Origin of the sequence: Mycobacterium sp. TY815, assembly GCF_030755135.1 — a bacterium.
GTDB lineage: Bacteria > Actinomycetota > Actinomycetes > Mycobacteriales > Mycobacteriaceae > Mycobacterium.
Window position 1 is genome coordinate 694,474 of the sequence record NZ_JAUFRX010000001.1, and the last position, 24,767, is coordinate 719,240.

At 65.4% G+C, this 24,767-nt stretch carries 32 protein-coding genes and 1 pseudogene; 25 read left to right on the top strand and 8 right to left on the bottom strand.

Annotated elements, in window-relative coordinates; all coding sequences use genetic code 11:
- Positions 1-7: 7 nt before the first annotated feature.
- Entirely contained in the window at positions 8-1,000 is a 993-nt protein-coding gene (locus QXK92_RS02850) for a DoxX family protein (protein ID WP_306240154.1), read from the bottom strand.
- A gap of 74 nt (positions 1,001-1,074) precedes the next feature.
- Here QXK92_RS02850 and pncA point away from each other — a divergent pair, with 74 nt between their 5' ends.
- Both pncA and QXK92_RS02860 read left to right on the top strand, forming a co-directional pair.
- On the top strand, positions 1,075-1,638 hold the full coding sequence (gene pncA / locus QXK92_RS02855; protein WP_306240155.1) for a pyrazinamidase PncA: 564 nt from the start codon (positions 1,075-1,077) through the stop codon (positions 1,636-1,638).
- Positions 1,635-2,432 carry a nuclear transport factor 2 family protein gene (locus QXK92_RS02860; protein ID WP_306240156.1) on the top strand — a complete coding sequence of 266 codons (798 nt, stop codon included), beginning with the start codon at positions 1,635-1,637 and terminating at the stop codon, positions 2,430-2,432. The genes pncA and QXK92_RS02860 overlap by 4 nt, the downstream gene beginning before the upstream one ends.
- Here QXK92_RS02860 and QXK92_RS02865 read toward each other — a convergent pair whose 3' ends face one another.
- Positions 2,433-2,783, bottom strand: coding sequence for a DoxX family protein (locus QXK92_RS02865; RefSeq protein ID WP_306244153.1), 351 nt, complete (start codon positions 2,781-2,783; stop codon positions 2,433-2,435).
- A gap of 82 nt (positions 2,784-2,865) precedes the next feature.
- On the opposite strand from QXK92_RS02865, the gene QXK92_RS02870 reads away from it, so the two are divergent.
- The 16 genes from QXK92_RS02870 to QXK92_RS02940 all read left to right on the top strand — a co-directional run bounded on the left by QXK92_RS02870 (position 2,866) and on the right by QXK92_RS02940 (position 15,838).
- Entirely contained in the window at positions 2,866-3,762 is an 897-nt protein-coding gene (locus QXK92_RS02870) for a sigma-70 family RNA polymerase sigma factor (RefSeq protein ID WP_306240157.1), read from the top strand.
- A 99-nt stretch (positions 3,763-3,861) separates the two neighbouring features.
- Entirely contained in the window at positions 3,862-5,181 is a 1,320-nt protein-coding gene (locus tag QXK92_RS02875; RefSeq protein ID WP_306240158.1) for a sugar ABC transporter substrate-binding protein, read from the top strand.
- Positions 5,178-6,110, top strand: coding sequence for a carbohydrate ABC transporter permease (locus tag QXK92_RS02880; protein ID WP_306240159.1), 933 nt, complete (start codon positions 5,178-5,180; stop codon positions 6,108-6,110). Before QXK92_RS02875 ends, QXK92_RS02880 begins: the two co-directional genes overlap by 4 nt.
- Positions 6,097-6,927, top strand: coding sequence for a carbohydrate ABC transporter permease (locus QXK92_RS02885; protein WP_306240160.1), 831 nt, complete (start codon positions 6,097-6,099; stop codon positions 6,925-6,927). Before QXK92_RS02880 ends, QXK92_RS02885 begins: the two co-directional genes overlap by 14 nt.
- Positions 6,928-6,930: 3 nt before the next feature.
- Positions 6,931-8,001 (top strand): ABC transporter ATP-binding protein, encoded by a 1,071-nt coding sequence (locus QXK92_RS02890; RefSeq protein WP_306240161.1) that lies wholly within the window; start codon positions 6,931-6,933, stop codon positions 7,999-8,001.
- A 74-nt stretch (positions 8,002-8,075) separates the two neighbouring features.
- Positions 8,076-8,912, top strand: coding sequence for a DUF3097 domain-containing protein (locus tag QXK92_RS02895; protein ID WP_306240162.1), 837 nt, complete (start codon positions 8,076-8,078; stop codon positions 8,910-8,912).
- A 74-nt stretch (positions 8,913-8,986) separates the two neighbouring features.
- Positions 8,987-9,511 carry an OsmC family protein gene (locus QXK92_RS02900; protein ID WP_306240163.1) on the top strand — a complete coding sequence of 175 codons (525 nt, stop codon included), beginning with the start codon at positions 8,987-8,989 and terminating at the stop codon, positions 9,509-9,511.
- Positions 9,512-9,520: 9 nt separating this feature from the next.
- Entirely contained in the window at positions 9,521-10,588 is a 1,068-nt protein-coding gene (locus tag QXK92_RS02905) for an acyl-CoA dehydrogenase family protein (RefSeq protein ID WP_306240164.1), read from the top strand.
- Positions 10,579-11,199 (top strand): RNA polymerase sigma factor, encoded by a 621-nt coding sequence (locus QXK92_RS02910; RefSeq protein ID WP_306240165.1) that lies wholly within the window; start codon positions 10,579-10,581, stop codon positions 11,197-11,199. The genes QXK92_RS02905 and QXK92_RS02910 overlap by 10 nt, the downstream gene beginning before the upstream one ends.
- Positions 11,196-11,462 (top strand): hypothetical protein, encoded by a 267-nt coding sequence (locus QXK92_RS02915; protein WP_306240166.1) that lies wholly within the window; start codon positions 11,196-11,198, stop codon positions 11,460-11,462. The genes QXK92_RS02910 and QXK92_RS02915 overlap by 4 nt, the downstream gene beginning before the upstream one ends.
- Positions 11,404-11,535, top strand: coding sequence for an excalibur calcium-binding domain-containing protein (locus QXK92_RS34030; RefSeq protein ID WP_371934487.1), 132 nt, complete (start codon positions 11,404-11,406; stop codon positions 11,533-11,535). Before QXK92_RS02915 ends, QXK92_RS34030 begins: the two co-directional genes overlap by 59 nt.
- A gap of 134 nt (positions 11,536-11,669) precedes the next feature.
- Entirely contained in the window at positions 11,670-13,226 is a 1,557-nt protein-coding gene (locus QXK92_RS02920; RefSeq protein WP_306240168.1) for an HNH endonuclease signature motif containing protein, read from the top strand.
- Between the two features lie 163 nt (positions 13,227-13,389).
- Positions 13,390-14,274: a universal stress protein gene (locus tag QXK92_RS02925; protein ID WP_306240169.1), complete on the top strand. Its 885-nt coding sequence runs from the start codon at positions 13,390-13,392 to the stop codon at positions 14,272-14,274.
- A gap of 79 nt (positions 14,275-14,353) precedes the next feature.
- On the top strand, positions 14,354-14,698 hold the full coding sequence (gene fdxA / locus QXK92_RS02930) for a ferredoxin (protein WP_306240170.1): 345 nt from the start codon (positions 14,354-14,356) through the stop codon (positions 14,696-14,698).
- 16 nt (positions 14,699-14,714) lie between these two features.
- On the top strand, positions 14,715-15,611 hold the full coding sequence (locus QXK92_RS02935; RefSeq protein WP_306240171.1) for a universal stress protein: 897 nt from the start codon (positions 14,715-14,717) through the stop codon (positions 15,609-15,611).
- Positions 15,612-15,649: 38 nt separating this feature from the next.
- Complete coding sequence (locus tag QXK92_RS02940; RefSeq protein WP_306240173.1) at positions 15,650-15,838, top strand: hypothetical protein; 189 nt, start codon at positions 15,650-15,652, stop codon at positions 15,836-15,838.
- Between the two features lie 188 nt (positions 15,839-16,026).
- Here QXK92_RS02940 and QXK92_RS02945 read toward each other — a convergent pair whose 3' ends face one another.
- The gene (locus QXK92_RS02945) at positions 16,027-16,446 is read right to left on the bottom strand and encodes an Hsp20/alpha crystallin family protein (RefSeq protein ID WP_306244155.1); all 420 of its coding nucleotides are present in this window, start codon (positions 16,444-16,446) and stop codon (positions 16,027-16,029) included.
- A gap of 141 nt (positions 16,447-16,587) precedes the next feature.
- On the opposite strand from QXK92_RS02945, the gene QXK92_RS02950 reads away from it, so the two are divergent.
- Positions 16,588-16,977, top strand: coding sequence for a helix-turn-helix transcriptional regulator (locus QXK92_RS02950; protein WP_306240175.1), 390 nt, complete (start codon positions 16,588-16,590; stop codon positions 16,975-16,977).
- Positions 16,978-17,025: 48 nt separating this feature from the next.
- On the opposite strand, the pseudogene QXK92_RS02955 reads toward QXK92_RS02950, so the two are convergent.
- Positions 17,026-17,130, bottom strand: a pseudogene (locus QXK92_RS02955) (amino acid decarboxylase); the annotation flags it as partial.
- Positions 17,131-17,180: 50 nt separating this feature from the next.
- Here QXK92_RS02955 and QXK92_RS02960 point away from each other — a divergent pair.
- Genes QXK92_RS02960 through QXK92_RS02985 form a run of 6 tightly spaced genes read left to right on the top strand, consistent with a single transcriptional unit; the run spans position 17,181 to position 20,541 of the window.
- Entirely contained in the window at positions 17,181-17,801 is a 621-nt protein-coding gene (locus QXK92_RS02960; RefSeq protein WP_306240177.1) for a flavodoxin family protein, read from the top strand.
- Between the two features lie 31 nt (positions 17,802-17,832).
- On the top strand, positions 17,833-18,393 hold the full coding sequence (locus QXK92_RS02965) for a DUF1360 domain-containing protein (RefSeq protein WP_306240178.1): 561 nt from the start codon (positions 17,833-17,835) through the stop codon (positions 18,391-18,393).
- A gap of 9 nt (positions 18,394-18,402) precedes the next feature.
- Complete coding sequence (locus QXK92_RS02970) at positions 18,403-18,816, top strand: ChaB family protein (protein ID WP_306240179.1); 414 nt, start codon at positions 18,403-18,405, stop codon at positions 18,814-18,816.
- Entirely contained in the window at positions 18,800-19,471 is a 672-nt protein-coding gene (locus QXK92_RS02975) for a UdgX family uracil-DNA binding protein (protein WP_306240180.1), read from the top strand. The genes QXK92_RS02970 and QXK92_RS02975 overlap by 17 nt, the downstream gene beginning before the upstream one ends.
- Positions 19,472-19,480: 9 nt before the next feature.
- Positions 19,481-19,852 (top strand): hypothetical protein, encoded by a 372-nt coding sequence (locus QXK92_RS02980; RefSeq protein ID WP_306240181.1) that lies wholly within the window; start codon positions 19,481-19,483, stop codon positions 19,850-19,852.
- The gene (locus QXK92_RS02985; RefSeq protein WP_371934531.1) at positions 19,849-20,541 is read left to right on the top strand and encodes an HAD family hydrolase; all 693 of its coding nucleotides are present in this window, start codon (positions 19,849-19,851) and stop codon (positions 20,539-20,541) included. The genes QXK92_RS02980 and QXK92_RS02985 overlap by 4 nt, the downstream gene beginning before the upstream one ends.
- Before the next feature lie 105 nt (positions 20,542-20,646).
- Here QXK92_RS02985 and QXK92_RS02990 read toward each other — a convergent pair whose 3' ends face one another.
- The 4 genes from QXK92_RS02990 to QXK92_RS03005 form a co-directional block, all read right to left on the bottom strand.
- Positions 20,647-20,880: a CsbD family protein gene (locus QXK92_RS02990; protein WP_306240183.1), complete on the bottom strand. Its 234-nt coding sequence runs from the start codon at positions 20,878-20,880 to the stop codon at positions 20,647-20,649.
- Positions 20,881-21,115: 235 nt separating this feature from the next.
- Complete coding sequence (locus tag QXK92_RS02995; RefSeq protein ID WP_306240184.1) at positions 21,116-22,651, bottom strand: bifunctional 3-(3-hydroxy-phenyl)propionate/3-hydroxycinnamic acid hydroxylase; 1,536 nt, start codon at positions 22,649-22,651, stop codon at positions 21,116-21,118.
- On the bottom strand, positions 22,648-23,586 hold the full coding sequence (locus QXK92_RS03000; RefSeq protein WP_306240185.1) for a fumarylacetoacetate hydrolase family protein: 939 nt from the start codon (positions 23,584-23,586) through the stop codon (positions 22,648-22,650). Before QXK92_RS03000 ends, QXK92_RS02995 begins: the two co-directional genes overlap by 4 nt.
- Entirely contained in the window at positions 23,583-24,722 is a 1,140-nt protein-coding gene (locus QXK92_RS03005) for a VOC family protein (RefSeq protein ID WP_306240186.1), read from the bottom strand. Before QXK92_RS03005 ends, QXK92_RS03000 begins: the two co-directional genes overlap by 4 nt.
- Between the last annotated feature and the right edge of the window lie 45 nt (positions 24,723-24,767).

Consider the following 24,767-nt stretch of genomic DNA (forward strand, 5'->3'; position numbering starts at 1 on the left):
GCGGCGGCTAGCGTCCCCAGCGCTTACGGGTGCTGGTGAGTTGGTCGTCGAGCCGGTCGCGCGCCGTCTCGGCCAACTCGTTGCCGCGGGTCACCGCCGTGTCGGCCAGCCGAGAGCCGCGTTCACGCGCGGTTTCGGCGATTTCCAGACCACGCTCGCGGGCGGTATCGGCCAGCTTCTCGCTCCGCTTGCGGGCGAGTTCGGCGTAGTCGGCACCGCGGTCGGCGGCCTTGTGGGCCAGCTTCTCGCTGCGCTTGCGCGCCTTCTTGGCGTACGGCTTGCTCTTCTCGGCGGCCGTAGTGGCCAGCTCACGGCTGCGTTCGAGGGCTGCCTCGGCGTACGGGGCGGTGCGCTCGGCTGCCGTGTTCGCCAGCTCGCGGCCACGCTCCAGGGCGGCTTCGGCGTACGGAGCGCTGCGTTCTGCGGCGGTACTGGCCAGTTCGCGGCCACGCTCGGCGCCGGCCTGCAGACCGTGCACGATCTTCTCGCCCAGCTCCGAGTCCAGCACGTCGTGCGAGGAGCCCGGCAGCGCGCCGGACACCTTGTCGGAGAGCCGCTCGGCGGCGCGGCGCCCGCGCCAGCCCAACGACGGCTTGCCCGCGGTGTCGGCGGACGCGATGAGCAACCCACCCAGCAAACTCACGTCGGCCAGGAACGCCCGCCGCTTCTCAGCCTTGCGCTCCGGGTCGGGCTCGTTCCAAAACATGTGCGTGCCAAGGTTTCCCGGGATCACCGTCAGCGCGAGTGCGGCCGACGCCACCCGCGGCAGCTTGCCGGCGGCCAGCAGCACCCCACCGCCGATCTGGACGGCGGCGTTGATCTGGGCGAACGTCTCGGCGTCCGCAGGAATATTGCTGCTCACGGAATCGGGCAGTGACTGCAAGCCGCTCACCGTCGGCTGTGCCGCTTGAGCTGCCGGTTTCGGGTTGAGCAGGGCGTCCACTCCCTGGCCGATAAAGACAGCTGACAACATGGGTCGGGCGATTCTGCGGATCAACATGGCCGCTGTGTTCCCCGGCCGGCCAGCCCACAAACCCGCCGGATCCCCGGTAATTCGGCGATAGGGTGTACGGCGTGCGAGCGTTGATCATCGTCGACGTACAGAAGGATTTCTGTGAGGGTGGTGCACTGCCCGTCGCCGGTGCGCACGGCGTCGCCAGGTCGATCAGCGACTATCTCACAAGTGATCCCGGTTACCACCACATCGTGGCGACCAAGGACTTTCACATCGACCCCGGCAATCACTTCGGCGACGACCCCGACTACTCCTCGTCCTGGCCCCCACACTGCCGGGCCGGCAGCACCGGCGCGGAGTTCGCCCCCGGCCTCGACACCAGAAAGATCGAGGCCGTCTTCCGCAAAGGCGCCTACGGAGCCGGCTACAGCGGCTTCGACGGCGTCGACGACAACGGGACCTCTCTACCGGAGTGGCTGCGGCAACACCGGGTCGACGAGGTAGACCTGGTGGGTATCGCCACCGACCACTGTGTGCGGCACACCGCCCACGATGCGGCCCGGGCCGGTCTGGCGACCCGGGTGTTACTGGACCTGACGGCCGGTGTGTCGCCGGATTCGACGTCCCATGCTTTGCACGAGATGCGAACCGCCAGTATCGAATTGATCGGAAGGCGCTTATGACGACATCGCACAGAGACGACCTGTTGGCCGCGGTCGAGCGCTCGCCCCAAGCGGTTTCGGTTCACGACCGCGACGGGTGGGTCCAGGTCTTCACCTCTGACGGCCGAGTCGAAGACCCGGTGGGATCAAGCCCGCACATCGGACACGATGAGATCTACCGCTTCTACGACACGTTCATCGGCCCGCGCGGCATCACGTTCCACCGCGACCTCGATATCGTGTCCGGGCCGACGGTGCTTCGCGACCTCGAGCTGGAGGTGGCGATGGGCGATGCGGTGACGATGTTCATACCGGCCTTCCTGCGCTACGACCTGCGGGAGGTCAACGGGGAGTGGAAAGTCGCGCACCTGCGCGCCTATTGGGAGCTGCCGGCGATGATGGTGCAGTTCCTCAAAACCGGGACCCGCGCGTTGAGCCCGGGTGTGCAACTCGGTAAAGGGTTGCTGGGCAACCAGGGTCCGCGGGGCGCAGTCGGCTTCATGACGGGCTTCCGCCGGGTGGGGGCGCGGCACAAGAAGTTGGTCGAGGGTTTTCTGCGGGCGATCGCCCGCGGTGACGAGTCCGCCGCCCGTGCGAGTCTGTCGCCGGCGGCCGCGCTAACGCTGGGGGACAACAAGCAACTTGACGTCGCCCAACTCACTGAGCACCTCCGAAATGCCCACTGGACCAAGATGATCGGTGCGGGATCGACCGTCGTGGTGTCGGTGGCCTCAGATCGCGGGCGGGGCATCGTTTTCGCCGATGTCGCCTGGCGTGCCAACCGGATCAACGCCGTCCGCTATTTTCCCGCCTGATCACTGCGTCGCCGACAACGCCAGCGAGAGGACCGACAGCAGCAGGTAGCCGCCGGGAAAGGCGATGTTGGAGAAGACGCGTGCCCGTACATGCACGATCACGGCGCCGGTGAAGTAGAGCACCAGCCCGACGGCAGCGGCAATTCCGATGTGCCGCAAGCCGAGCAGGCCGACGAACAAGCCGCCCGCGCCGGCAAGTTTCAGCACGGCGAGGGTCGGAAGCCACGAGCGTGAGACACCCACCCGCGCCGAATTCGCCAACACGAACTGCGCGGGAACCAGGTCGGGTAAGGCGATCGCCGCGGTCGCGGCGATGGTCGTGACGACCACCGGCACGTATGCGGTGTGCATTAGAGTCATGGGAAAGGTCTCCTTCGCGGGTCGGACAGATGCCATCACCTTCTTGACGATCTCCGCACCGGAAAGGTGACCCGTGAATACAGCTCTGGACCTTGGCGATCTGTCCCAGCGATTCGAGGCAGATCGAGGGCGCCTCACCTCGGTGGCCTTTCAACTGCTCGGGTCCCTGCCTGACGCCGAAGACGTGGTGCAGGCCGCCTGGTTGAAGGCCAGCCGATCCGACTATGCCGACGTCGCCAATCTGACGGCCTGGTTGACCACCATCACCGCACGCGAGGCGCTCGACCAGCTGCGGGCGCGGAGGCGTCGGGCCGAACAGCCCCTCGACGAGGCGGCGGTGGGCGAACGATTCGCCGCGGCCGCGGCAGACGAAGACGCGCTGATCGCGGATTCGGTGAGCCGTGCGCTGCTGGTCGTTCTTGACCGGCTGCCGCCCGCGCAACGGGTCGCCTTCGTCCTACACGACGTGTTCGCCGTGCCGTTCGAGACGATCGCGGACCTGTTGGACCGCACACCGGCGGCTGCCAAGAAGCTGGCGAGCCGGGCGCGGGGGAGACTGCACCCGGCGCCGGCCGCCGTCGCACCACCGGCTGCCGATCACGTGAAAGTGGTGCGGGCCTTCCTGGCGGCTTCCCGGCGCGGTGACATTGATGCCCTGGTGGAGCTGCTTGCCCCCGACGTCGTGCGCCGGGTCGATCCGTCGCTGGTTCCGGCCGACGTGCCCGCCGAAATACGCGGGGCCAGAACCGTCGCCGAGGAGACCCGGCAGTTCACCGACCGCTCGCGCGCCGGGGTGGTGGTGCTCATCGACGGGCGTCCGGGCATCGCCATCGCACCCGCCGGCCGGCTGCGGGCGCTGTTGCACATCGCCATGGACGCGGACCACCGGATCCAGGTCGTCGACATCACCGGCGACCCCGCCAGACTGCGGACCGCCGTCCTGACGTTGCCGCCGGCACGGCCGTCCTGAGCACCGGAAGTAGCGCATCCCAGGCGGAGCACAGGACTGTCCGCTATGAAGAACATCAGACACCGCTAAGGGCGGCAACGGGCCGGTTCCGGGAGCACCATGATCGACAAGCCGTTTGGACGGCGCAGCCTGCTACAGGGCGCAGGGGCGCTCGCGCTGGCACCGTGGGCCGCGGGTTGCGCTTCGGACGACGACGCACTGACCTTCTTCTTCGCCGCCAACCCCGACGAGATCCGGCCGCGGATGAGAGTGGTCAACGAATTTCAGCGCCGGCACCCTGACATCAAGGTGCGGGCGTTGCTGTCCGGGCCCGGCGTAATGCAGCAACTGTCCACATTCTGCGCCGGCGGGAAGTGCCCGGATGTGCTGATGACGTGGGAACTCACCTATGCCGAACTCGCCGACCGCGGTGTGCTGCTCGACCTCAACTCCCTGCTCGCCCGCGACGCGGACTTTGCCGCGCAACTGAAGGCGGACAGCATCGACGCGCTCTACCGGACGTTCACCTACCCGGCCGGTCCGGTCGGCGGCCAGTACGCCTTCCCGGAGCAGTGGTCGGGAAATTACCTGTTCTACAACAAGGCCCTGTTCGACGCCGCCGGGGTTCGGCCGCCGCCCGGGACCTGGCAGCAGAGCTGGAGTTTCACCGAATTCCTCGATGCGGCAGCGGCTCTCACCAAGCGGGAGGCGTCGGGGCGGGTGACGCAGTGGGGATTCGTCAACGCCTGGGTCTCGTTCTATTCGGCCGGCCTGTTTGCGATGAACAACGGGGTCCGCTGGTCGTCGCCGCGGACCAACCCGACCCACCTGAACTTCGACGACGACGCCTTCGTCGAGGCGGTGCAGTTCTACGCCGACCTGATCAACAGGCACAAGGTCTCACCCGGCGCTTCCGATCAGCAATCCATGTCCAACGCCGACCTCTTCTCGGTCAACAGGGCAGCCATGGCGCTGGGCGGGCACTGGCGCTACCAAACCTTCGACCGGGCCGACGGTCTGGATTTCGACGTCGCACCGCTGCCACTGGGTCCGCGCGGGCACAGCGCCTGCTCCAACATCGGAGTCACCGGCCTTGCCATCGCGGCGACCAGCAAGCGCAAGGAGCAGGCGTGGGAGTTCGTCAAATTCGCCTGCGGGCCCGTCGGTCAGGCCCTGATCGGTGAGTCCCGCTTGTTCGTGCCGGTGCTGCGATCCGCGATCAACTCGCCGGGATTCGCCGACGCACACCGGCGCGTCGGCAACCTCGAGGTGCTCACCGACGGTCCGCTGGTGTCCGAAGGGCTGCCGATCACGCCGGCCTGGGAGAAGGTCGTCGCCCTGATGGACCGCAATTTCGGGCCGGTGCTGCGGGGGGCGCGCCCGGCAACGTCGCTGTCCGGGCTGTCACATTCGGTCGACGAGGTGCTGCGAAACCCGTGACCGCGACCGACACGCCCACTCCCGCAAAGACCCTCCCGTGGCGCCGACGCGCCTGGGCTGGAAGGCTTTTCGTTGCACCCAACCTCGCCGCGGTGCTGCTCTTCATGCTGTTCCCGCTGGGCTTCTCGCTGTATATGAGTGTGCAGAAATGGGACATGTTCACCCCGGCCAAGTTCGTCGGCCTGGCCAACTTCACGCAGTTGTTCACCTCGGACCCGCTGTTCTTGATCGCGATGCGCAACACGGTGGTCTACACCGTGGGAACGGTGCTGCCCACCGTGCTGATCAGCCTTGTCGTCGCCGGCGTGCTGAACCGGAAAGTGAAGGGAATCGGCGTCTTCCGCACCATCGTCTTCCTGCCGCTGGCGATTTCCTCGGTCGTGATGGCCGTCGTCTGGCAATTCGTGTTCAACACCGACAACGGGTTGCTGAACATCATGCTCGGCTGGGTGGGAATCGGTCCGATACCGTGGCTGGTCGAACCCCATTGGGCCATGGTGTCGTTGTGCATGGTGAGCGTCTGGCGCAGCGTCCCGTTCGCCACCGTGATCTTGCTGGCAGCGATGCAGGGCATCCCGGAAACGGTGTACGAGGCGGCCAGGATCGACGGCGCGGGCGAGATCCGGCAGTTCGTGTCCATCACCGTGCCACTGATCCGAAGTGCGATGTCGTTCGTCGTGGTCATCTCGATCATCCACGCCTTCCAGTCCTTCGACCTCGTCTACGTCCTGACCGGCGCCAACGGCGGACCCGAGACCGGTACCTACGTGCTGGGCATCATGCTGTTCCAGCACGCGTTCTCGTTCCTGGAGTTCGGATACGCCTCGGCGCTGGCCTGGGTGATGTTCGCCATCCTGCTGGTGCTGACGGTGCTGCAACTGCGCATCACCCGCCGGCGCACCTGGGAGTCGTCCCGTGGTCTCGGGTAAGCGCGCCGTGCTGCGAGCCGCCGGGTCGTACGCGGCGCTGATCTTTGTCGCGTGGTGCGCGCTGTTTCCCATCCTCTGGGCCATCTCCGGATCGCTGAAGAAGGAGGGCGAGATCAGCGAAGCGAAGCTGTTGCCGTCCAGCCCGCGCTGGTCCAACTACACCATGGTGTTCGATCTGATGCCGTTCTGGCGGATGTTCTTCAACACCGTGTTGTATGCCGGATGCGTCACGGCCGGTCAGGTGATGTTCTGCTCATTGGCAGGATATGCGTTCGCGCGGTTGGATTTTCGTGGCCGCGACACCCTGTTCCTGTTGTATCTGGGCACCCTGATGGTGCCGTTGACCGTGACGGTCATCCCGCAGTTCATCGTGATGCGGACCGTGGGATGGGTCGACACACCCTGGGCTATGATCGTGCCCGGTTTGTTCGGCAGCGCGTTCGGCACTTACCTGATGCGGCAGTTCTTCCGCACCCTGCCGACCGATCTCGAGGAGGCGGCGATTCTCGACGGATGCTCGCCGTGGCAGATCTACTGGCGAATTCTGCTGCCGCACGCCAGACCGGCGGTGATGGTCCTTGCGGTGCTGACATGGGTCAGTGTGTGGAACGACTTCCTGTGGCCGCTGCTGATGATCCAGCGCAACAGCCTGGCCACCCTGACCCTCGGGCTGGTGCGGCTGCGCGGCGAGTACGTCGCCCGCTGGCCCGTGCTGATGGCGACCTCGATTCTGATCCTGCTGCCCCTGGTCCTCATCTACGCCTTCGCCCAGCGTTCGTTCGTTCGCGGCATAGCCGTCACGGGGATGGGTGGCTAGTCGATGGCTTCGGTGAGTTTCGAGCAGGCGACCCGGCGCTATCCGGGCAGCGACCGGGCCGCCCTGGACAGCCTGGATCTGGTGGTCGGCGACGGCGAGTTCATGGTGTTGGTAGGACCGTCCGGATGCGGCAAGACGACGTCGCTGCGGATGTTGGCGGGCTTGGAAACCCTGGATTCCGGACGCATCCGGATCGGTGACCGCGACGTCACCAACCTCGATCCCAAGGATCGCGACGTCGCGATGGTCTTCCAGAACTACGCCCTCTATCCGCACATGACGGTGGCGCAGAACATGGGCTTTGCACTCAAAGTCGCCAAGACGCCGAAAGCCGAGATCCGCGAACGGGTGTTGGCGGCGGCGCGCATGCTCGATCTGGAGCAGTATCTGGAACGCAAGCCCAAAGATCTCTCCGGTGGGCAACGGCAGCGGGTGGCGATGGGACGGGCGATCGTGCGTCGCCCGCAGGTTTTTCTGATGGACGAGCCTCTGTCGAACCTGGACGCCAAGCTGCGCGTGCAGACCCGCAACCAGATCGCGGCACTGCAGCGCCAACTCGGCACCACCACGGTGTACGTCACGCACGACCAGGTCGAGGCGATGACCATGGGCGACCGGGTCGCGGTGCTGCGCGACGGGCTGCTGCAACAGTGTGCGACGCCAAGGGAGCTCTACCGCAACCCGGGCAACGTGTTCGTCGCGGGATTCATCGGGTCGCCCGCCATGAACCTGTTCACCCTGCCGGTCGTCGACTCCGCTGTCTCGCTGGGGGATTGGAATATTCCGGTGCCACGGCAGATCGCCGGCACCGCCGCCGAACTCGTCGTCGGGGTCCGTCCCGAGCATTTCGAAGTGGGCAGTGTCGGCGTGGAGATGGAGGTGGACGTCGTCGAAGAACTCGGTGCCGACGCCTACCTCTACGGCCGGGTCACCGGGGCGGACACGGTGATCAGCAAGCCGATCATCGCCCGTACCGACGGCCACGACCCGCCCGGCAAAGGCAGCCGTGTGCACCTGCATCCGCAGCCTGGGCACCTGCATTTTTTCGCTACTGATGGACGCCGAATATCGTGATGGACAAGCAATTTCGCGCATGTCCGCGGCGCGCCGCGCCGGTGATCCGGCCGCCCGCTCCCTAGTATGGCCGGGTGGTTGATCGCTATGGAACCGATGTGCTGGCGGGCGGTGGGCGGCGTAAGCCGCGTTCGGTAGAGCACCCGGTCGAACTGGGGATGGTTGTCGAGGACGCGCAGACGGGCTACGTGGGCGCGGTGGTACGAGTCGAGTACGGGCGCGTCGAGCTTGAAGACCGGCACGGGAAGACCCGTCCCTTCCCGTTGGGTCCCGGCTATCTGATCGACGGTCAACCGGTGATCCTCACTCCGCCGCGCCGATCGGCCCCCGCGACTCCGGCGCGCACGGCGTCCGGATCGGTTGCCGTCAAGGGCGCCCGGGCCCGGGTGGCCCGTGCCGGACGGATCTATGTGGAAGGCCGTCATGACGCAGAGCTGATCGCCCAAGTCTGGGGCGAGGACTTGAAGATCGAGGGTGTCGTGGTCGAGCACCTGGGCGGTGTCGACGATCTGGTGGGGATTGTCAGGGAATTTCAGCCGGGGCCAGGATGTCGGCTGGGCGTGCTGGTCGACCACCTGGTTCCCGGATCGAAAGAGTCGCGCATTGCCGACGCGGTGCGCAGGGGTCCCGGGGGAGCGGACACCCTGGTGGTCGGGCATCCTTACGTCGATATCTGGCAGGCCGTCAAGCCGCAGCGTCTCGGCCTGAAAGCCTGGCCGACAGTCCCCCGGCACATCGAATGGAAGCACGGCATCTGCCAGGCACTCGGCTGGCCACACGCCGACCAGACCGACATCGCCGCGGCCTGGCGGCGCATCCGCGGACAGGTCCGCGATTGGAATGACCTCGAGCCCGCGCTGATCGGAAGGGTGGAGGAACTGATCGATTTCGTGACGCAACCATGTGACTGACGTCACCGTCACGTTTTCGGGCGTGCCCGGCACTAACTCCGTGACCGAATCTCTGATGAGGAATGGAGAAGTGCATGACCGACGCGCTCGTCATCGATGCTCAGGGTCTGGACCGGCTCTCGTGTAACGCCAAAGCCGACCCCGCGACCGGCAAGAAGACTCTCAAGGCCAAAACCGTATGCGAGTCCGGCTTCCGCAACATGACCTATGTGCGCGACCTGGCGCCGATGCTGGTCGGCGAACCGCCGGCGCTGCTGGGTGACGACTCGGCGCCCAACCCTTCCGAGACCTGCCTGGCAGCGCTCGGATCGTGCATCTCGGTCGGGTTGCTGGCCAACGCCACCCACCGCGGCGTGACCCTGACCAAGATCGAGGTGGAGATGGAAGGCGACATCGACATCTCCGCGGTCTGGGGCGTCGGTGACACCCCCGACGGCAAGGTCCTCGGCTTCACCGCCGTGCGCTGCAACGTCACGCTGGCCGGTGACGCCGATGACGCGACCCTCAAGGAGATCCATGACAACGCCGTCGCATGGTCACCCGTGGTCAATACATTCACGCGTCCTGTAACCGTCGACTCCGCCCTTTCCATCGGCTAGGCAGGCATTATGACCACGACGACCGATGCCGTGATCGGCCTGCTCGATTCCGAGCTGATAACAGACATCCGCGACCACGCCGGCGCACTGGACCGCGGCGAGGCCACGGCCCGCCGCAGTTTCGCCGGCCTGGGTGCGGCCGGACTGCTCGACATCGGCGCGCCCGGCAACGCCGATGGCAGGCTCTCCGAGATGACCGACGTGATCAGACTGATTTCCGGGGAGTGTATGAGCACCGGGTTTTCGGTCTGGGCGAACCGGATGGCGGTGGAGTATCTCCTCACTGCTGCAACGCCTTTCAGCCTCGCGGCCGCCGAGTCGTTGGCGGCCGGAACATCGTTGGGGGTGACCGGTATGGCGGCCGCCTTCAAGACGCTGGCGGGTTGCGGTCAGCTGGAATTGGCGGCGACCGTGGTCGAGGGTGGTTACCGCATCAGCGGCCCGATCCGGTGGGCCTCTAACCTGTACGAGGACTCCTTGCTGGTCACCGCCGCCGCGGCCGACGACGGAGCGAAGGTGATCGTCGCGTTGCCCCTGAGTAGCCCCGGAGTCACCGTGGGTGATCACTTCAAGCTGCTGGCGATGGACAGCACCGCCTCGTCGTATCTGAACCTGGACGACGTTTTCGTCCCGGACACGCAGGTGCTGTCCACCGACTTCGAATCGTTTCTCGGAGCCGTGCGTCCCACGTTCCTCGTCCTGCAGTCCGCGATGTGCGTCGGCCTGGCCGAAACGACATTGCGACACGCCAAGGACGGATTGACCGGTGTGAACGCCGTTTTCGCTGCCGAAGTGGACGAGATCGCGGAGAGGCTGGTCTGGGCTCGGACGGCGGTGGCCAGGTTGGCCGGGGCGGTCGGGGGATCGCAACCGCCGAGCAAGAAGGAACTGCTGTCGCTGCGGCTCACCGCGGCCGAGATCGCCAGTGCCAGTGCCGCATTGGAGGTTCGCACCGCCGGCGGCAAGGGATATGCAAGCCGGACGCCCGCCAGCCGCCGGTACCGGGAGGCGGCGTTCATCCCGGTGCAGTCGCCGTCGGAAGCCCAATTGCGTTGGGAACTGGGCGGATGCCCTTGACGCCGTTGGCGTCTTTCGAGGGTGCGGAATCCGAGCATCGGGTCGGTGGGGTTCCGCTGGCCGCGTTGGTCCGCGACTACCACCGCCCGATGGTGAATTTCGCGCGCACCATGGTGAGTTCACCCGCAATGGCCGAGGAGGCGGTGCAGGAGGCGTGGGTTCAGGTGCTCAGATCCTCCGACGCATTCGAGGGCCGCTCGTCGGTGGCCACCTGGCTGTTCGGCATCGTCAAGAACACTGCGTCGCGTCATCGGAGCCGCGAGTCCCGGATCCGCGAGCACGAAGTTCTGGCGACCGCAGACACCGACCCGTTGGCAGGACGGATGCACCCGCCCGGTCACCCCGACGCCGGGCACTGGAGCGCGCCACCGTCGCAACGGTTTCTCCCGGAAGACCACACTGTCGCAAGCGAATTGGTGGGATATGTGCGCGCTGCGCTGGATTCGCTGCCAGCGCGGCAACGGCAGCTGATCATGTTGCGAGATCTCATCGGCATGTCGTCCGAAGAGGCGTCGCAGGTCCTGGAACTCTCCCCGGATGCGCAGCGCGCATTGCTGTACCGAGCCCGGGGAAATCTTCGCAATCAATTGGAAAAGCGGTATCAACGATGACCGTCCACGACAACACTGTTCCCGCGATCGACTGTGTCGAGTTCGTCCGGCTTGTCGACGATCTGGTGGAGTCCGACCCCGGACAGTGGGGCGCCATCGTGGCCAAGCACCTCGAAGACTGCCCGCCATGCCTGGTGTATCTGCAACAGATGCTTGACCTGAAGGTCCTGCTGAATCATGTCTTCGACGGCGAAAAGCTCAGTGATGGACAGATTTCCGGGGTGCTCAACGCGATCGGTGCATTTCGCGACGGCGGTGTGTGAGCCGAAAGTGTGGCCGGCGTACGGATCGTGGCTGGACCGCGACAACGACGGGATCGCCTGCGAGTCAAAGTAGTACAGCGTGATCGGCTCGCACATACGCGGACCTTTGGCTGCGGGAACGCTGCCGTTATCCACAGTTGACGATTTGTCCACAGCTGGGTTTTCCGTTGCGGCGAGTGTCGGCACCGCGGACTAAAATTCGAAAGTATGTTCGATGATCTGGCGGGGGTTGACGACGCCGCGGTGGTGGCGGTCATGGCTTCGGCCACCCGCGATGAGGCCGTGGCGGCTGCGCGCCGCTTCGCCGCGATCGCCGAGCTGGTTGCCCGTCACGCGGTGGGGGCCACCGATAGCGGGCGTTGGTCGTGTGACAACTGGGACGCCATAGCCGCACAGGTCGGAGCGGCCCTGAACATCAGCCACAACCTGGCGTCGCATCAGATGTATCAGGCACTGGCCCTGCGTCAGCGTCTGCCCGCGGTCGCGGCTCTGTTCGCCCAAGGCCGGCTGAGTCTGCGGGTGGTCACCACGATCATCTGGCACACCGAGTTGATCACCGACCCCGCTATACAGCGGGTGATCGATGCTGCGCTGGCCAACGATGCCTTGCGCTACGGGCCGATGTCGCAGCCCAAAACCGCTCGCGCTATCGACGTCCTCATCGAGCGTTACGACCCCGCCGCCGTCCGGCGCGCCCGCATCAGCGCGCGCTCTCGTGAGGTCGTCATCACGTCCGCCGATGACGGCTCGGGCACCGCCCAGCTGTGGGGCACCCTGCTGGGCACCGACGCTGCGGTGCTCGATCGCCGGCTGTCCGACATGGCCCGGCAGGTGTGCGACGCCGATCCGCGGACGGTGGCACAGCGCCGCGCCGACGCCCTGGGCGCCCTGGCCGCCGGCGGCACGCAACTGGCTTGCCAATGCCCGCAATCCGACTGCCCCGCGCGGATCCCTGATTCGCGTGCCAATGCGGTGGTGATCCACGTGATCGCCGAATCCGCCACCGTCACCGGCCCGACGGATCCGTGCCTTGACGGCGAGCAACCCCCGTGGGTAGACCCCGCCGACCCGCTTCGCCCAATCCCTGACCCGGACCCGCCGGCGATCTGCCTGCCCGCCGCCCAGATCCTGGGCGGACAGACCATTCCCGCTGCTCACCTGAGTGCGCTGATCGCCGCGGGTGCCCGTACCGCCCCGATCGACTACTGCCCGGAGCCCGCCCCGGGTTACCGGCCCACCGCGGCGTTGGCCCGCTTCGTCCGCGCCCGCGACATGACCTGCCGCTTCCCCGGCTGTGATTGCCCCGCGGACGTCTGTGACATCGATCACGCCATCGCGTACCCATTCGGGCCGACCCACCGGGCCAATCTGCGTTGCCTGTGCCGAAAACATCACTTGCTCAAGACATTCTGGGGCGGGCCCCGCGGCTGGCGCGACCGCCAGCTACCTGATGGCACCATCATCTGGACGGCACCCACCGGCCACACCTACACCACTCGCCCCGGCAGCCGGCTCCTGTACCCCACCCTGTGCCGATCCAGCGCGCCGCTGCCCGTCAACACCACACCACCCCAAGATCAACCTCGCACCCTCATGATGCCCACCCGCGCCCGCACCCGCGCCCAGGAACGCCAAGCTCGCATCAACGGCGAACGCGCCTACAGCCTCGCGCAACTCAGCACGCCAGGAACCGCCCCCCACATTGCCGAGGCCGTACCGCAGGCGCAATGCCCACCCAAGCCCACAGAACCGCCACCGTTTTAGCAGAGTCTATGAAAACGATTGCAGATCAATCATATTCAGGTACTCCGCGACGCGGCGCGGCCCTGCGCCACGGCCACCCACCCCGAAACGTAGAGTCTTTAGACCTCTACACCGACGACGCAACGCCTCGTAGGATGAGGGCTGCAACGGCAAGGAGCATGGAATGTCAGCGGAAACAACGAAATACGGAATCCTGGTGGCTGTCGACGGGTCGGAGGAATCTGACGCGGCCATAAACTGGGCGACCCGCGAGGCGGCGCTGCACGGGGTGCCGGTCACCCTGTTTCACGCAGTCGCTCCGATCGTCGTCGGTTGGCCGGTCGGGCAGCTGTATAAGGAGATGCCCGACTGGCAGAGTGACATCGCGGACAGTGTCGTTGCGCACGCCCGGGAGACGGCCCGGACAGCGTCGGAGGGCCTCGACGGGGCGCCTGTCGTCCAAGCCGAAATCGTTTATGCCAATGCGGTATCCGCACTCATTGAAGCTTCCAGGCAGGCCCAGATGGTGGTCGTCGGAAGCCAGGGGATCGGTGCGTTGGGTCGCCTGTTGTTGGGTTCGGTCAGTTCGGCGCTCGTCCAGCACGCCCATTGCCCGGTGGCAGTCATCCGCTCCGGCGAGGACGCCGTCCCGGAACCGCAGGGCGCGGTGGTCGTCGGTATCGACGGTTCACCGGCATCAGAAGCCGCGACGGCCCTGGCCTTCGACGAGGCATCTCGGCGCGGTGTTGACTTGATTGCCTTGCACGCGTGGAGTGACGTCGGCGTGTTCCCCGTACTCGGGATGGATTGGCAGGACCGGGAAAATCAGGGACAAGAGGTGCTCGCTGAACGCCTCGCCGGTTGGCAGGAGCAATACCCGGACGTCCACGTGCAGCGGTCCCTGGTATGCGACACGCCGGCTAAATGGCTGCTCGACGCGTCCGAGCGGGCGCAGCTGGTGGTCGTCGGAAGCCGCGGGCGCGGCGGGTTCCCGGGAATGCTGCTTGGTTCGGTGAGCTCCGCGGTGGTCCACTCGGCCAAAGTGCCGGTGATCGTTACCCGTTCGTAGCCGAGAAGGGCCTTTGGTCCCTGCCGCAAGTGGCTTTCGACCGACGCCTTTGGCGGCGAACGCTTTATAGCGTGGAGGCATGACCTATGTGATCGGCAAGGAATGCTTGGACGTGGCTGAAAAGTCCTGCGTGCAGGAATGCCCCGTTGACTGCATATATGAAGGCGCCCGAACGATGTACATCAACCCCGAAGAGTGCGTTGACTGTGGCGCATGCAAACCGGCCTGCCGCGTCGACGCCATTCACTGGGAAGGCGACCTCCCGGACGACGAGCTGCAGTTCCTCGACGACAACGTCGCGTTCTTCCAGCAGATTCTGCCGGGCCGGGACGCCCCCCTGGGAACGCCGGGCGGCGCCAGTGCCCTCGGACGAATCGGCGTCGACACACCGATGATCGCAGCAATGCCGGCCAACTGCTCCTAACCGGAGGTACAACGAAATGACCGCAGCAGCAACAGGAGCCGACAAGCGCCTGGGCATCCTCGTCGGCGTGGACGGCTCGCCGGCCTCCAACGCTGCCGTCGTGTGGGCGGCTCGCGACGCCGAAATGAAGCACCTCCCGTTGACGGTCGCCCACGTCGTGAACACCGACGTAGCGACATGGCCGCCGATGCCGTACCCCGAGACATGGGCGGTATGGCAGGAAGACGAGGGGCGCAAGGTCGTCGCCGAGGCCGTCAAAATCGCCGAAGAGGCGGCGCTGACCGACCGCAAACTGACGATCAATACCGAGCTGGTGCACGCCACCCCGGTGTCCGCGATGACCGAAATGTCAAAGGAAGCCGCCATTCTGGTACTCGGATCCGCCGGCAGGGGAGCGGTGGCTCGGTTGCTGCTCGGTTCTGTGAGTGCCAGCTTGGTGCGGCACGCGCACTGCCCGGTCGCGATCATCCACGACGAAGATCCGTTGATGCCGCACCCGCTCCGTGCGCCCGTCCTGCTCGGCATCGACGGATCACCCGCGTCGGAGGCCGCTACCGCAGTGGCATTCGACGAGGCCTCCCGCCGAGGTGTCGAGCTGATCGCGTTGCACGCGTGGAACGACCTCGAAGTTGTGGAGCTCCCCGGATTGGACTGGGACAAGGTGAAGGCGGAAGCCGAAATCACCCTCGCCGAGCGCCTGGCGGGTTGGCAGGAAACCTATCCCGACGTCAAGGTATGCCGGGTGGTCGTATGTGATCGCCCAGCGCGACAGCTCGTCGCACGCTCTGAGTCGGCGCAGCTGGTCGTGGTGGGTAGCCACGGCCGGGGTGCGGTATCCGGCATGCTCCTGGGCTCGGTCAGCAACGCAATCGTGCACTCTGCCCGGATGCCGGTGATCGTCGCGCGGGCTTAGCGCGGTTGAAAAACGGGCGCTGGGGAAACCCAAGGCGTATGGCTGAATACAGAGTGATCGACCCACGCGGCGAAGTCGTTGACACGAAAGAGATTGAAAGCGCCGAGGACGCGCACGCATGGTTCGTCGACTCTCGTGCCGACAATTCCGAATTGGGTTGGCGCATGGAGGTCAACGCCGATGGCGAGTGGGCGTTCTTCGACGACACCGAAGGTACGTCGAGCTGAAGAAGCCAGGGTCCGGTCACCCGGGTATGCGCCGTCAGGAGTGATTGATCGGATTCCGGCCACGCCGGGACGACGTGCTGCACGCAGCGGCAATCTTCCGCGATCTGCTCCCGTCAGGCAACGCGGTGGCGGGCGGGCGGCCGGGCATTAGGTGAACTCCGCCGCGGCCGCCGCCCATTCACCGCCGATCAGGCGTTGATGGCTTCGCGGTTCTCGCTACGGCCGACGGAGATCTTGCGGGGCTTGGCCTTCTCGGCCACCGGTACCCGCAACCTCAGCACGCCCTCGTCGTACGAGGCGACGATCCGATCGGTGTCGAGATTCTCCCCGAGGACCAATTGGCGGCTGAACACTCCGCGAGGCCTTTCCGAGGCCAGCATCTCGCGGTTGGGGTCAACCCCCGGTCGTTCGGCACGCACTGTGACCACATTGCGTTCGATGTCGATGTCCAGCGAATCGGCTTCGATACCGGGCAGGTCGAATTCGACGACAAACTCTTCCCCTTCGCGCCAGGCGTCCATCGGCATGACCGCTGGACGTGCGGCTGTCCCGAGCACTTGCTGGGCGAATCGGTCCAGTTCACGGAACGGGTCGGTACGCATCAGCATGGCAGTCACGTCTGTACTCCAATCTCCTGCTCTGAGCTGTGGTTTTCTATGTCTCATGACATAGATTTCTTATAACACTATCGACAGCTGAGCGCAAGTATGGTAGATAGGTTTTCTAGCAAGACCTGAGGAGATGCCCCGATGACTGATCGTTCAGCCGACGTGGGCACGCCGGCGTCCGATCACGGCGTGTACGGGATCTCGGTTGCCGCTGAACTCTCCGGCGTCGCCGTGCAGTCACTCCGGCTTTACGAACGCTACGGACTGATAACTCCGGCCCGCAGCAATGGCGGAACTCGCCGCTACAGCGCCGACGACCTGGCCCGCTTACGACGCATCAGCGAATTGGTCGACGCCGGTGTCAATCTCGCCGGTATCGCCCGCATCCTCAGCCTCGAGGACGACAATGCTGAACTGTCAGCCGCCAACAGCGACCTTCGATCTGCCAACAGGACGTTGCGCGGTGCCGTAAAAAGCGCTGCTGTGGAGGAGAATTCGAAGACGCGGAAGTCTCCGACCCGCAAAGGCTAGGCGACCACGCGAAACTGCTGGGCCGTCGGACCTGCGGGGTCGGGACGTGTCATGCCCGCCTGCGCTCCGGTGGCCTGGCGGTGTGAAACCGTAACGGTCGCGGCGGTGATAGTCGCGCAGTGCGTCCAGCAACGGGGCCTCTGACTGGTTCATCGGGGCGGCATACCCGGTTTATCGGTCCATATGCCGGGTATGGATTTGCCATGAGCGATCAGCCCTTGCGTGCCGTCGGCCTGGTGTGCAGTCTCAAGCCCAGTCCGGCCGCCTCGAGCAGCCAGCTGATCGCCGAACATGTTGTCGGCGAATTGAAAAAGTCCGATGTCGGATGCGAACTGATTCGGTGTGTCGACTACAACATCGCGCCGGGTGTCGAGGACGACATGGGCGCGGGAGACCAGTGGCCGGATATCCGGCGCAAGGTACTCGACGCGGACATCCTGCTCGTCAGCACGCCGATCTGGCTGGGACATGCGTCCAGCGTTACCCAGCGCGTGCTGGAACGCTTGGATGCCGAACTGTCCAACACCGACGACAACGGCACACCGGCGATGGTCGGAAAGGTCGCCATCGTCGGCGTGGTGGGCAACGAGGACGGGGCGCACAAAGTGGTGGCCGATCTGTTCCAGGCGCTCAACGACATCGGATTCAGCATTCCGGCGCAGGGCTGCACCTATTGGAGTGGTCCCGCCATGGAGGCAACCGACTACAACGACCTCGACGAAGTGCCCGACCAAATCGCCTCGGCAACAGCTGCCGCGGCTCGCAACGCGGCACATCTGGCCCGCACACTGCAGGCGCAGCGCTACCCGCCCTATGAGCAGTAGCGCGCGCCCCCTAACGCCCGCAAGGAGTTTCATGACCGAACTAGCCACTGAGCAGAACGGCGCCGGTGTGGCAGATCGCGCTCGGCAGGAGGCCGCAGAGTACCGCGGCGACAATCCCCGCCCGCTCGGCGGCTATCTGGCCGTGTTGTCGATCTACAGCACGCTGGTAGCCGCGACGACGCTGGTGGCTGTGGTCACCGGGCGCCGGATGCCTGCGCATTGGAACGTGCAGGATCTGATCACCGTCACGTTCGGCACCCACAAGCTGTCTCGAACCCTGACCAAGGACGCTGTGACAAGCCCCTTGCGTGCGCCCTTCACGCGTTACGCGGGTACCGGCGGACCGGCTGAGGTGCACGAGGAGACGCGCAACGAAAGCCAGTTCCGGCACAGCATGGGTGAATTGATGACCTGTCCCTTCTGTCTCGATATGTGGGTGGCAACCGCGTTCGTGATCGGCCTGGTGTTTGCACCTCGGTTCACCCGCGTGGTCGCCGGCACGTTCACCGCGCTGACCGGGGCAGACTTTCTCCAGCTCGGCTATGCGATAGCGCAGCAATGGGCCGAGAATCCCCGAATTTCTGAATCCTGAGGTGATGTCGTGCCGAAGACCAGCAAGAGCGGTGCCGCGAAGAAGGATGAATTGCCCAGCACGCTTAGGCGGTCGAGTGCGAAAGCGCAGCGAACGTTCGCCAAGGCGCACGATGCGGCTGCCGAGCAGTACGACAGCGAGGAGCGCGCTCACCGAGTGGCCTATGCCGCCGTCAAGCACAGTTTCGAGAAAGTCGGCGACCATTGGGAAGCCAAGGACGAGAAGGGCCCGTCTGATGAGCACGCCGAACGTGGCGGCCTGAACAACCCGCTGCCGACGCAGGAAGGTGTGGATGCCAACGCCAGCAAGAAGCACCTGCTGGACATTGCGCGCCGGCTGCAGGTTCGTGGCCGCTCGACGATGACGAAATCCGAATTGGTGGAAGCGATCAAGAAATACAATCGCCGTGCGCAAAGGAGCTGAGCAACCCGGTGCGCAGCAGTTCCTACCCGCTGATCGGCGGCTGAGCTCGCTGCGACGCGCGGCGATTGACTGCCGCGGCTGCGCCCTGTTCGAAGACGCTACGCAGGCCGTCTTCGGCCACGGCAAACCCGATGCGCCGCTGATGCTCGTCGGCGAACAGCCTGGCGATTATGAGGACCAGCAAGGACTTCCCTTCGTCGGACCGGCGGGCCGATTGCTGGCGCAGGCGCTTCAGGACGCCGAGATCGACCCCGCGCTCACGTACCAGACCAATGCCGTCAAGCATTTCAAGTTCAAACGAGTGGGTCAGCGCCGTATTCATGAGAAACCGGGCCGCATCGAAGTCGTCGCCTGCCGACCATGGCTGATCGCCGAAATCGAGTCGGTGAAACCGCAGGTTGTGGTGTGCCTTGGTGCGACAGCAGCGCAGTCGTTGCTCGGCAATACATTTCGCGTTACCGCCCATCGCGGGGAATGGCTTCGACCACTACTCGACGTCGAGCCCGAACCAATGCTGACAGCGACGATTCATCCATCGGCGTTGCTACGTGATCGCAGCGAACGGCGCCGAGACAAATACGCGTCCTTCGTCGAAGACCTGCGCGCCGCAAGCACCGGGCTGGCGGCTATGTTTCGGGACAACCAGCCTGGGTAGTCGAAATCGATGAGTGTGCGCAGCGAGGAAACCACGCGGGTAGACCCAGCGACACCGGAGCCGACGGCCGCTCACGGGCGTGGCCGCCGCGGCGTGCTGAATTGGATACTGGCGGCGCTGACCGTGCCGGCTGCGGCGTTGATCATGATCTTCGCGGTTGGCGCGGCCATGAGTATGGCCGCGTGCAGCACCGCCCAATGTCCCGACCTGGGGCCGGGCGGCGTTCTTTACGGTGTGCTTTTCTACGGTGCCCCGGTGATCGCCGGCCTGACGATCATCGCCTCGTTCTTCACCGCGCTGCGGCGCAGAGGCTGGATTGTTCCGGTGGTCGCGCTGGGCCTGTTGGCCGCCGACTTCGCTGCTATCGCGATTCTGTTCTGACGTTGGCCGCCAATCGACGCGATGCCGCGGTGTTGTTCGACATCGACGGCACCCTGGTTGACTCCAATTATCTGCACATCGACGCCTGGCAGCGGGCGTTCGGTGAAGTCGGCATCGATGTGGAGACCTGGCGTATTCACCGGTCCATCGGCATGGACGGTTCGACGCTGGTGAAGTCGCTGTCCGACAATGCGCCGGAGGACACTCAGAAGCAGTTGAAGGAGTTGCATTCTCGGTACTACCGGGAAGTGGCGTCGCTGCTACATCCGCTGCCGGGAGCCCGCGCGTTGCTGCGCCGGGTGGCGGATCTGGGGTTGAAAGTCGTTCTGGCGACCTCGGCTCCGGACGACGAACTGAAACTGCTGCGCAAGGTCCTGGACTGTGACGAGCTGGTCGCCGCGGTCACCTCCTCGGCAGACGTGGACACCGCTAAGCCCAAGCCCGACATCATCGAAGTCGCGCTGGACCGAGCCGGGGTCACCGCCGAGCGTGCCGTGTTCGTCGGCGATGCGATCTGGGACGCCGAAGCATGCGCGCGCGCGAAACTGTCCTGTATCGGTGTGCTCAGCGGTGGGGTGTCGGCCGCAGAGTTGCAGGACGCCGGTGCCGCACAGGTTTTCGAGAATGCCGAGAAGTTGCTGGCCAACATCGAGCAGACCAGGATCGCCGCGCTGGCGGCGCAGGAATAACACGCGCTTTCAGCAAGCTTTCGGCAAGCTTTCCGCGCGGAAACAGTTTGTAGACAAGCGAATGGGCCCAGCCCGTTACCGGCCTGGGCCCATTCTCGCGTCAAGCTACTGGTTGGCCTTCTGGCGCTCCTCGGCGGCCTCGGCTCCACCGCGAGCCGCTTCCGCTTCGGCTTCCTTCTTGGCCGCGTCACGCTGAGCGTCGGCCTTGTCCTGCTGGGCCTGGCCCTCACGCTTCACGTCGTCACGGCCCGTCACTGCGCCGATGACTTCCTTCGCCTTGCCCTTAACGCCCTCGACGACGCCTTCGACGCCCTCTTGCGGGCCACTCTTGTCCGACATGGATTCCTCCTGCATTACTTGCTCACTTGCATGGCGACTGCGCGCCGCGCTCGGCTGCGCTCAGCCAACAGAGGTCAGGACCAACATCCGCGTCATTCCTGGGATCCCCCCGCAGCCACAGTGTTTCCGGGGCACCGCAGCCTCAAACCTGTGGGCTGGCTCACCTTGTACGCCGAACTTCGTTTAATGTCTTGGGATTTCGTTAGCGCCCCGCGGCGCGAGGAGGGTGCGCCGGCTACGGACACCTTTCCGGTGTGGGCAGTGGCACCGCCGCCCCCGCGACTAGCGTCGCGTCGCGACCGGCGCGCATCACCGTCCGGTCGGGTCTGATAAGTGCGGCCGAAGCCCGCCCGTGGCGCAGCCACGAATCCAGGGGCCCGCCCGGCTCCGCCGCGATGATCGGAACGCTTCTCTCGCGCAACAACGTCTCGGTAGCCGCCTCGACTGGGATCCGGCTGATCAGAGCGAAGCCGGTGCCGGCGATGTCGTCGAGACGTTTGCCGTTTTCCAGCAACGGATTGGGGCACAATTTCCCGGCGAGTTCCCACGGCCGGCGGGATTTCTGAACCAGGGCAGAACTGCGCAGTGCGGGCGTAGCCGAATCCACGATTCTCTTGCGCAACCCCGGAATGATGCCGGCTCGGGGCAGAATGGCGCGCCGGGTCAGATCTCCGAGCCGGCCACCGCCGGTCATCGACCAGCCGACGGTGAGCGCCAAACGAATCAGGGCGCGGCAGTGGGGTTTACGCTCCTGTTGATAGGTGTCCAGAATCTGAGCCGGCAGCGTCCCATTGCACACCGCGGCGATCTTCCAGCTGAGGTTCATTGCGTCGCGTAGACCGGCGCCCATGCCCTGCCCGATGAACGGGGGAGTGAGGTGCGCGGCGTCACCGAGGATGAAGACGTTGTCACGACGCCATCGATCCGCGATCTGGGCACGAAAGGTGTACTCGGCGACCCGCAACAGAGTGAGTTCTTCGTCGGGTAGGTGCCGGGTCCACGGATCGATCAGCGGCCGGAGTCTGCTCAAGGTGTTGAAGTCTCCGGCGTTCTCGCCGTCCAGCAGGCGAAACTCCCAGCGGTAGCGGGATTCTCCGATGCGCATGTAGGTTCCGGCGCGGGCCGGGTCGCAGATCTGGTAGACGCCGTCCCACTGCCTGAGGTCTGCCTCGGTAGCGACGTCGACGACCAGCCACCGTTGCTCGAACTTCAAATCCCGCATGGTCGAACCAATCTCAGTGCGCACTCGACTGTTGGCGCCGTCGCAGCCCAACAGGTAGTCGGCATCGACCTGATGAACCGTTCCGTCGGTCCGGTCGGTGAAGGTGACGCGCGCACCATCGCCGCGAATGGCGATCGCGGTGACGTCCGAATTGCCGCGCAATTCGGCAGCCGGATAGTGCTCGAGGTTGGTCCGCAACAGGGCCTCGAGTTCCGGTTGGTCGAACATGTTGGCCTGGGGGTGGCCGTGCACGCTTTGCGCGGGGTCGCGATGGAATTCGGCCAGCACGGCGAAGCGGTTGTCCAGCAGTCGCAGTCCCAGCGTGGGCCGGGATATCGCCGCGAATTCCTCGGCAATGCCCAGACGCGCGATCACACGGTAGATTTCGTCGTCGAGATGCACCGCGCGGGGCTGCGGGTACACCCCCGGCCAGCGTTCGAGGATCAGACTGGCAACTCCATACTGCGCCAGCAGCGTGGCGGCGGTGATGCCGGTTGGCCCGGCGCCCACGATGACGACGGGGACGCGCCGAATTGCCCGGGTGCTCATGCGTATCGGACGGGATTGCGCTGAGTTCCGAGGTCGATGGCACCGTCGTCGGTGGCTACCGACGCTTCGACGATGTCACCGTGCTGCAAGTACTTGGGGTTGCCCGCTTGCCGCTTGAAGAACGCCTTCCACTTGACGGCCGGCGGTAGCAGGTTCCCGATGATCTCCACCGGCTTGGACGGGGCGCTCAGCGCGGTGCCGACCGGCGTACCGGTGAGTATCAGGTCGCCCGGCGCCAACTCCTGAAACTGGGTGAGCGACTGCAGCGCCTGCAGGGGCCGGTAGAGCATGTCGCCCTCCACGAGGGCGTTCTGGCGCTCCTGACCATTGACCCGCAGCCGCAGCCGCAGATCACCGAAGCGCTTGAGTTCATCGGCGCTCAGCAACACCAGCCGCGGGCCGACCGGCGTGAACGTCGGATACGACTTGGCTTCGTAGAACTGGGTCTGCGGAAGCTGAATGTCGCGGGCAGACACATCATTCGTGACGACCAGCCCGGCGATGAAGTCGGCCAGATTACTGTCGGAAATGCTGGTGCCGACGGCGATCGGGCGTCCGATCACCAGCCCGATCTCCACCTCGTAGTCGAGCAACTGAACGTGCGCGGGCTTGACGATGTCGGCGAAGGGTGCGCAGATCGAGGCAGATGCCTTGCGGAAGAAGGTCAGCGGAATCGACGTCGGGTCCATGCCCGCGTCCTTGACGTGCGACTCGAAGTTCGTCATTTGGGCGACCACCCGGCACGGCCTGGTCACCGGCGACACCAGGTCCAGGGTGTCGACCGGGACGGTGTCGGTAGTCGTCACGGCAGCCTCGATCGCCGCCCGATCGGACAGCAGCTGTGCGGTGCTGGTTGCGGTGGTGTCGATCCTGGCAGCGCCGGTAGGGGTCTCCACCCACCAGCCGTCGTTGGTGTGCAGTACGGAAATGGTCATGCGCCAGCCACTTTCAGTAGACCAATCATGCGGTTGAAGTCGAACTCATTGCGTTGCCGGAGCGCGCCGATCATCGAAACCACCTCGTGGCGGGCCGATTTGGGGTCGGTACCGAGGAAGTCCCGGGTCGCCGGGGGGCCCCACTGAGCGAGGCCCGAAGCGGTCAGCGGTGCCCAGCCGGGCTCCAGTGTGTTGTCGAACATGTCGCCGTCGGTGAAGTGTTCGACCAGGAAACCGTCCGGATCGCGCCAATAGTCGAAGATCTGACTGCCCTGGATATGCCGGCCGATTCCCCACGAACGCACATAGCCACGCTCCCTGAGGTACTCGCCACCGGCGGCGAGCGAATCGAGATCACTGACCTGGTAAGCCGAATGCAGGTAGCGGTTGGCCGGGCCCAGCGCCAACGCCAACGTGTGGTGATCGGCCGGCGTCGCCCCCCGGTCGCAGCGGATGAAGCTCATAGTCGGCCCGCGCTCGCGCTGGCCCGGGAAATACTGGAAGTCGCTGACGATCATCCCGAGGTTGTCCAGGTACCAGTTCAGCGATTGCAGATACTTCGTCGATTGCAGCACCAGGTGGCCCAGCCGCTGTACCCGTGCCGGTACTCGGGGCGGACGCTGAGTGGCGTTGATACGCAGCGTTTCCCGTCCGAAATTGAAGACCGGTGGCTGCTGGCTGGGCAGTTCCGGCAGTTCGTGCATGCCGGCGACCACCCGCACCGGAATGCCGGTGGGGTCGAGCAGGTCGACCGACATTCCTCCGAGGGCTTCCGGCAACGAGTGGGCGGTGAGACCGGATTTGTCGGCCAGTCGCAACACATCCACCTCGTCATGAGCGCGAAATGCCACCCCGGTGAATCGTGAGCGTTGGCCACGACGCACGATCACGCAGGGCGCACCGGAGTTGGTGCCCCGTAAGGCAATCTCGTTGGGCCCGCGATGCGCCGTCTGAAAGCCGAAGGCCCGCGCGAACGCCTCACAACGGGCGAGGTCGGGCTTTTCGAACTCCAACCAAGCGAGGTCGGCAACTTTGATCACCGGATTCCGGGATCGGCCGGGATGTTCGGCGGGTCGGGCACCCTGCTCGCTGTGCAAGCCGCGGTGCGGTTCGGTCGGGGATTCGAGCACTTCCATCACCGTCTCTCATTAGTAACTGACGAAATCGTCACATACTCGCGG

Excerpts from the sequence above, each read along its gene's own strand:
- QXK92_RS02850 (WP_306240154.1), bottom strand. The coding sequence starts at position 1,000 with ATGTTGATCCGCAGAATCGCCCGACCCATGTTGTCAGCTGTCTTTATC.
- QXK92_RS02860 (WP_306240156.1), top strand. The coding sequence starts at position 1,635 with ATGACGACATCGCACAGAGACGACCTGTTGGCCGCGGTCGAGCGCTCG.
- QXK92_RS02865 (WP_306244153.1), bottom strand. The coding sequence starts at position 2,783 with ATGCACACCGCATACGTGCCGGTGGTCGTCACGACCATCGCCGCGACC.
- QXK92_RS02875 (WP_306240158.1), top strand. The coding sequence starts at position 3,862 with ATGATCGACAAGCCGTTTGGACGGCGCAGCCTGCTACAGGGCGCAGGG.
- QXK92_RS02890 (WP_306240161.1), top strand. The coding sequence starts at position 6,931 with ATGGCTTCGGTGAGTTTCGAGCAGGCGACCCGGCGCTATCCGGGCAGC.
- QXK92_RS02900 (WP_306240163.1), top strand. The coding sequence starts at position 8,987 with ATGACCGACGCGCTCGTCATCGATGCTCAGGGTCTGGACCGGCTCTCG.
- QXK92_RS02905 (WP_306240164.1), top strand. The coding sequence starts at position 9,521 with ATGACCACGACGACCGATGCCGTGATCGGCCTGCTCGATTCCGAGCTG.
- QXK92_RS02910 (WP_306240165.1), top strand. The coding sequence starts at position 10,579 with ATGCCCTTGACGCCGTTGGCGTCTTTCGAGGGTGCGGAATCCGAGCAT.
- QXK92_RS02915 (WP_306240166.1), top strand. The coding sequence starts at position 11,196 with ATGACCGTCCACGACAACACTGTTCCCGCGATCGACTGTGTCGAGTTC.
- QXK92_RS34030 (WP_371934487.1), top strand. The coding sequence starts at position 11,404 with ATGGACAGATTTCCGGGGTGCTCAACGCGATCGGTGCATTTCGCGACG.
- QXK92_RS02920 (WP_306240168.1), top strand. The coding sequence starts at position 11,670 with ATGTTCGATGATCTGGCGGGGGTTGACGACGCCGCGGTGGTGGCGGTC.
- QXK92_RS02925 (WP_306240169.1), top strand. The coding sequence starts at position 13,390 with ATGTCAGCGGAAACAACGAAATACGGAATCCTGGTGGCTGTCGACGGG.
- fdxA (WP_306240170.1), top strand. The coding sequence starts at position 14,354 with ATGACCTATGTGATCGGCAAGGAATGCTTGGACGTGGCTGAAAAGTCC.
- QXK92_RS02935 (WP_306240171.1), top strand. The coding sequence starts at position 14,715 with ATGACCGCAGCAGCAACAGGAGCCGACAAGCGCCTGGGCATCCTCGTC.
- QXK92_RS02940 (WP_306240173.1), top strand. The coding sequence starts at position 15,650 with ATGGCTGAATACAGAGTGATCGACCCACGCGGCGAAGTCGTTGACACG.
- QXK92_RS02945 (WP_306244155.1), bottom strand. The coding sequence starts at position 16,446 with ATGCTGATGCGTACCGACCCGTTCCGTGAACTGGACCGATTCGCCCAG.
- QXK92_RS02950 (WP_306240175.1), top strand. The coding sequence starts at position 16,588 with ATGACTGATCGTTCAGCCGACGTGGGCACGCCGGCGTCCGATCACGGC.
- QXK92_RS02960 (WP_306240177.1), top strand. The coding sequence starts at position 17,181 with ATGAGCGATCAGCCCTTGCGTGCCGTCGGCCTGGTGTGCAGTCTCAAG.
- QXK92_RS02965 (WP_306240178.1), top strand. The coding sequence starts at position 17,833 with ATGACCGAACTAGCCACTGAGCAGAACGGCGCCGGTGTGGCAGATCGC.
- QXK92_RS02980 (WP_306240181.1), top strand. The coding sequence starts at position 19,481 with ATGAGTGTGCGCAGCGAGGAAACCACGCGGGTAGACCCAGCGACACCG.
- QXK92_RS02990 (WP_306240183.1), bottom strand. The coding sequence starts at position 20,880 with ATGTCGGACAAGAGTGGCCCGCAAGAGGGCGTCGAAGGCGTCGTCGAG.
- QXK92_RS02995 (WP_306240184.1), bottom strand. The coding sequence starts at position 22,651 with ATGAGCACCCGGGCAATTCGGCGCGTCCCCGTCGTCATCGTGGGCGCC.
- QXK92_RS03000 (WP_306240185.1), bottom strand. The coding sequence starts at position 23,586 with ATGACCATTTCCGTACTGCACACCAACGACGGCTGGTGGGTGGAGACC.
- QXK92_RS03005 (WP_306240186.1), bottom strand. The coding sequence starts at position 24,722 with ATGGAAGTGCTCGAATCCCCGACCGAACCGCACCGCGGCTTGCACAGC.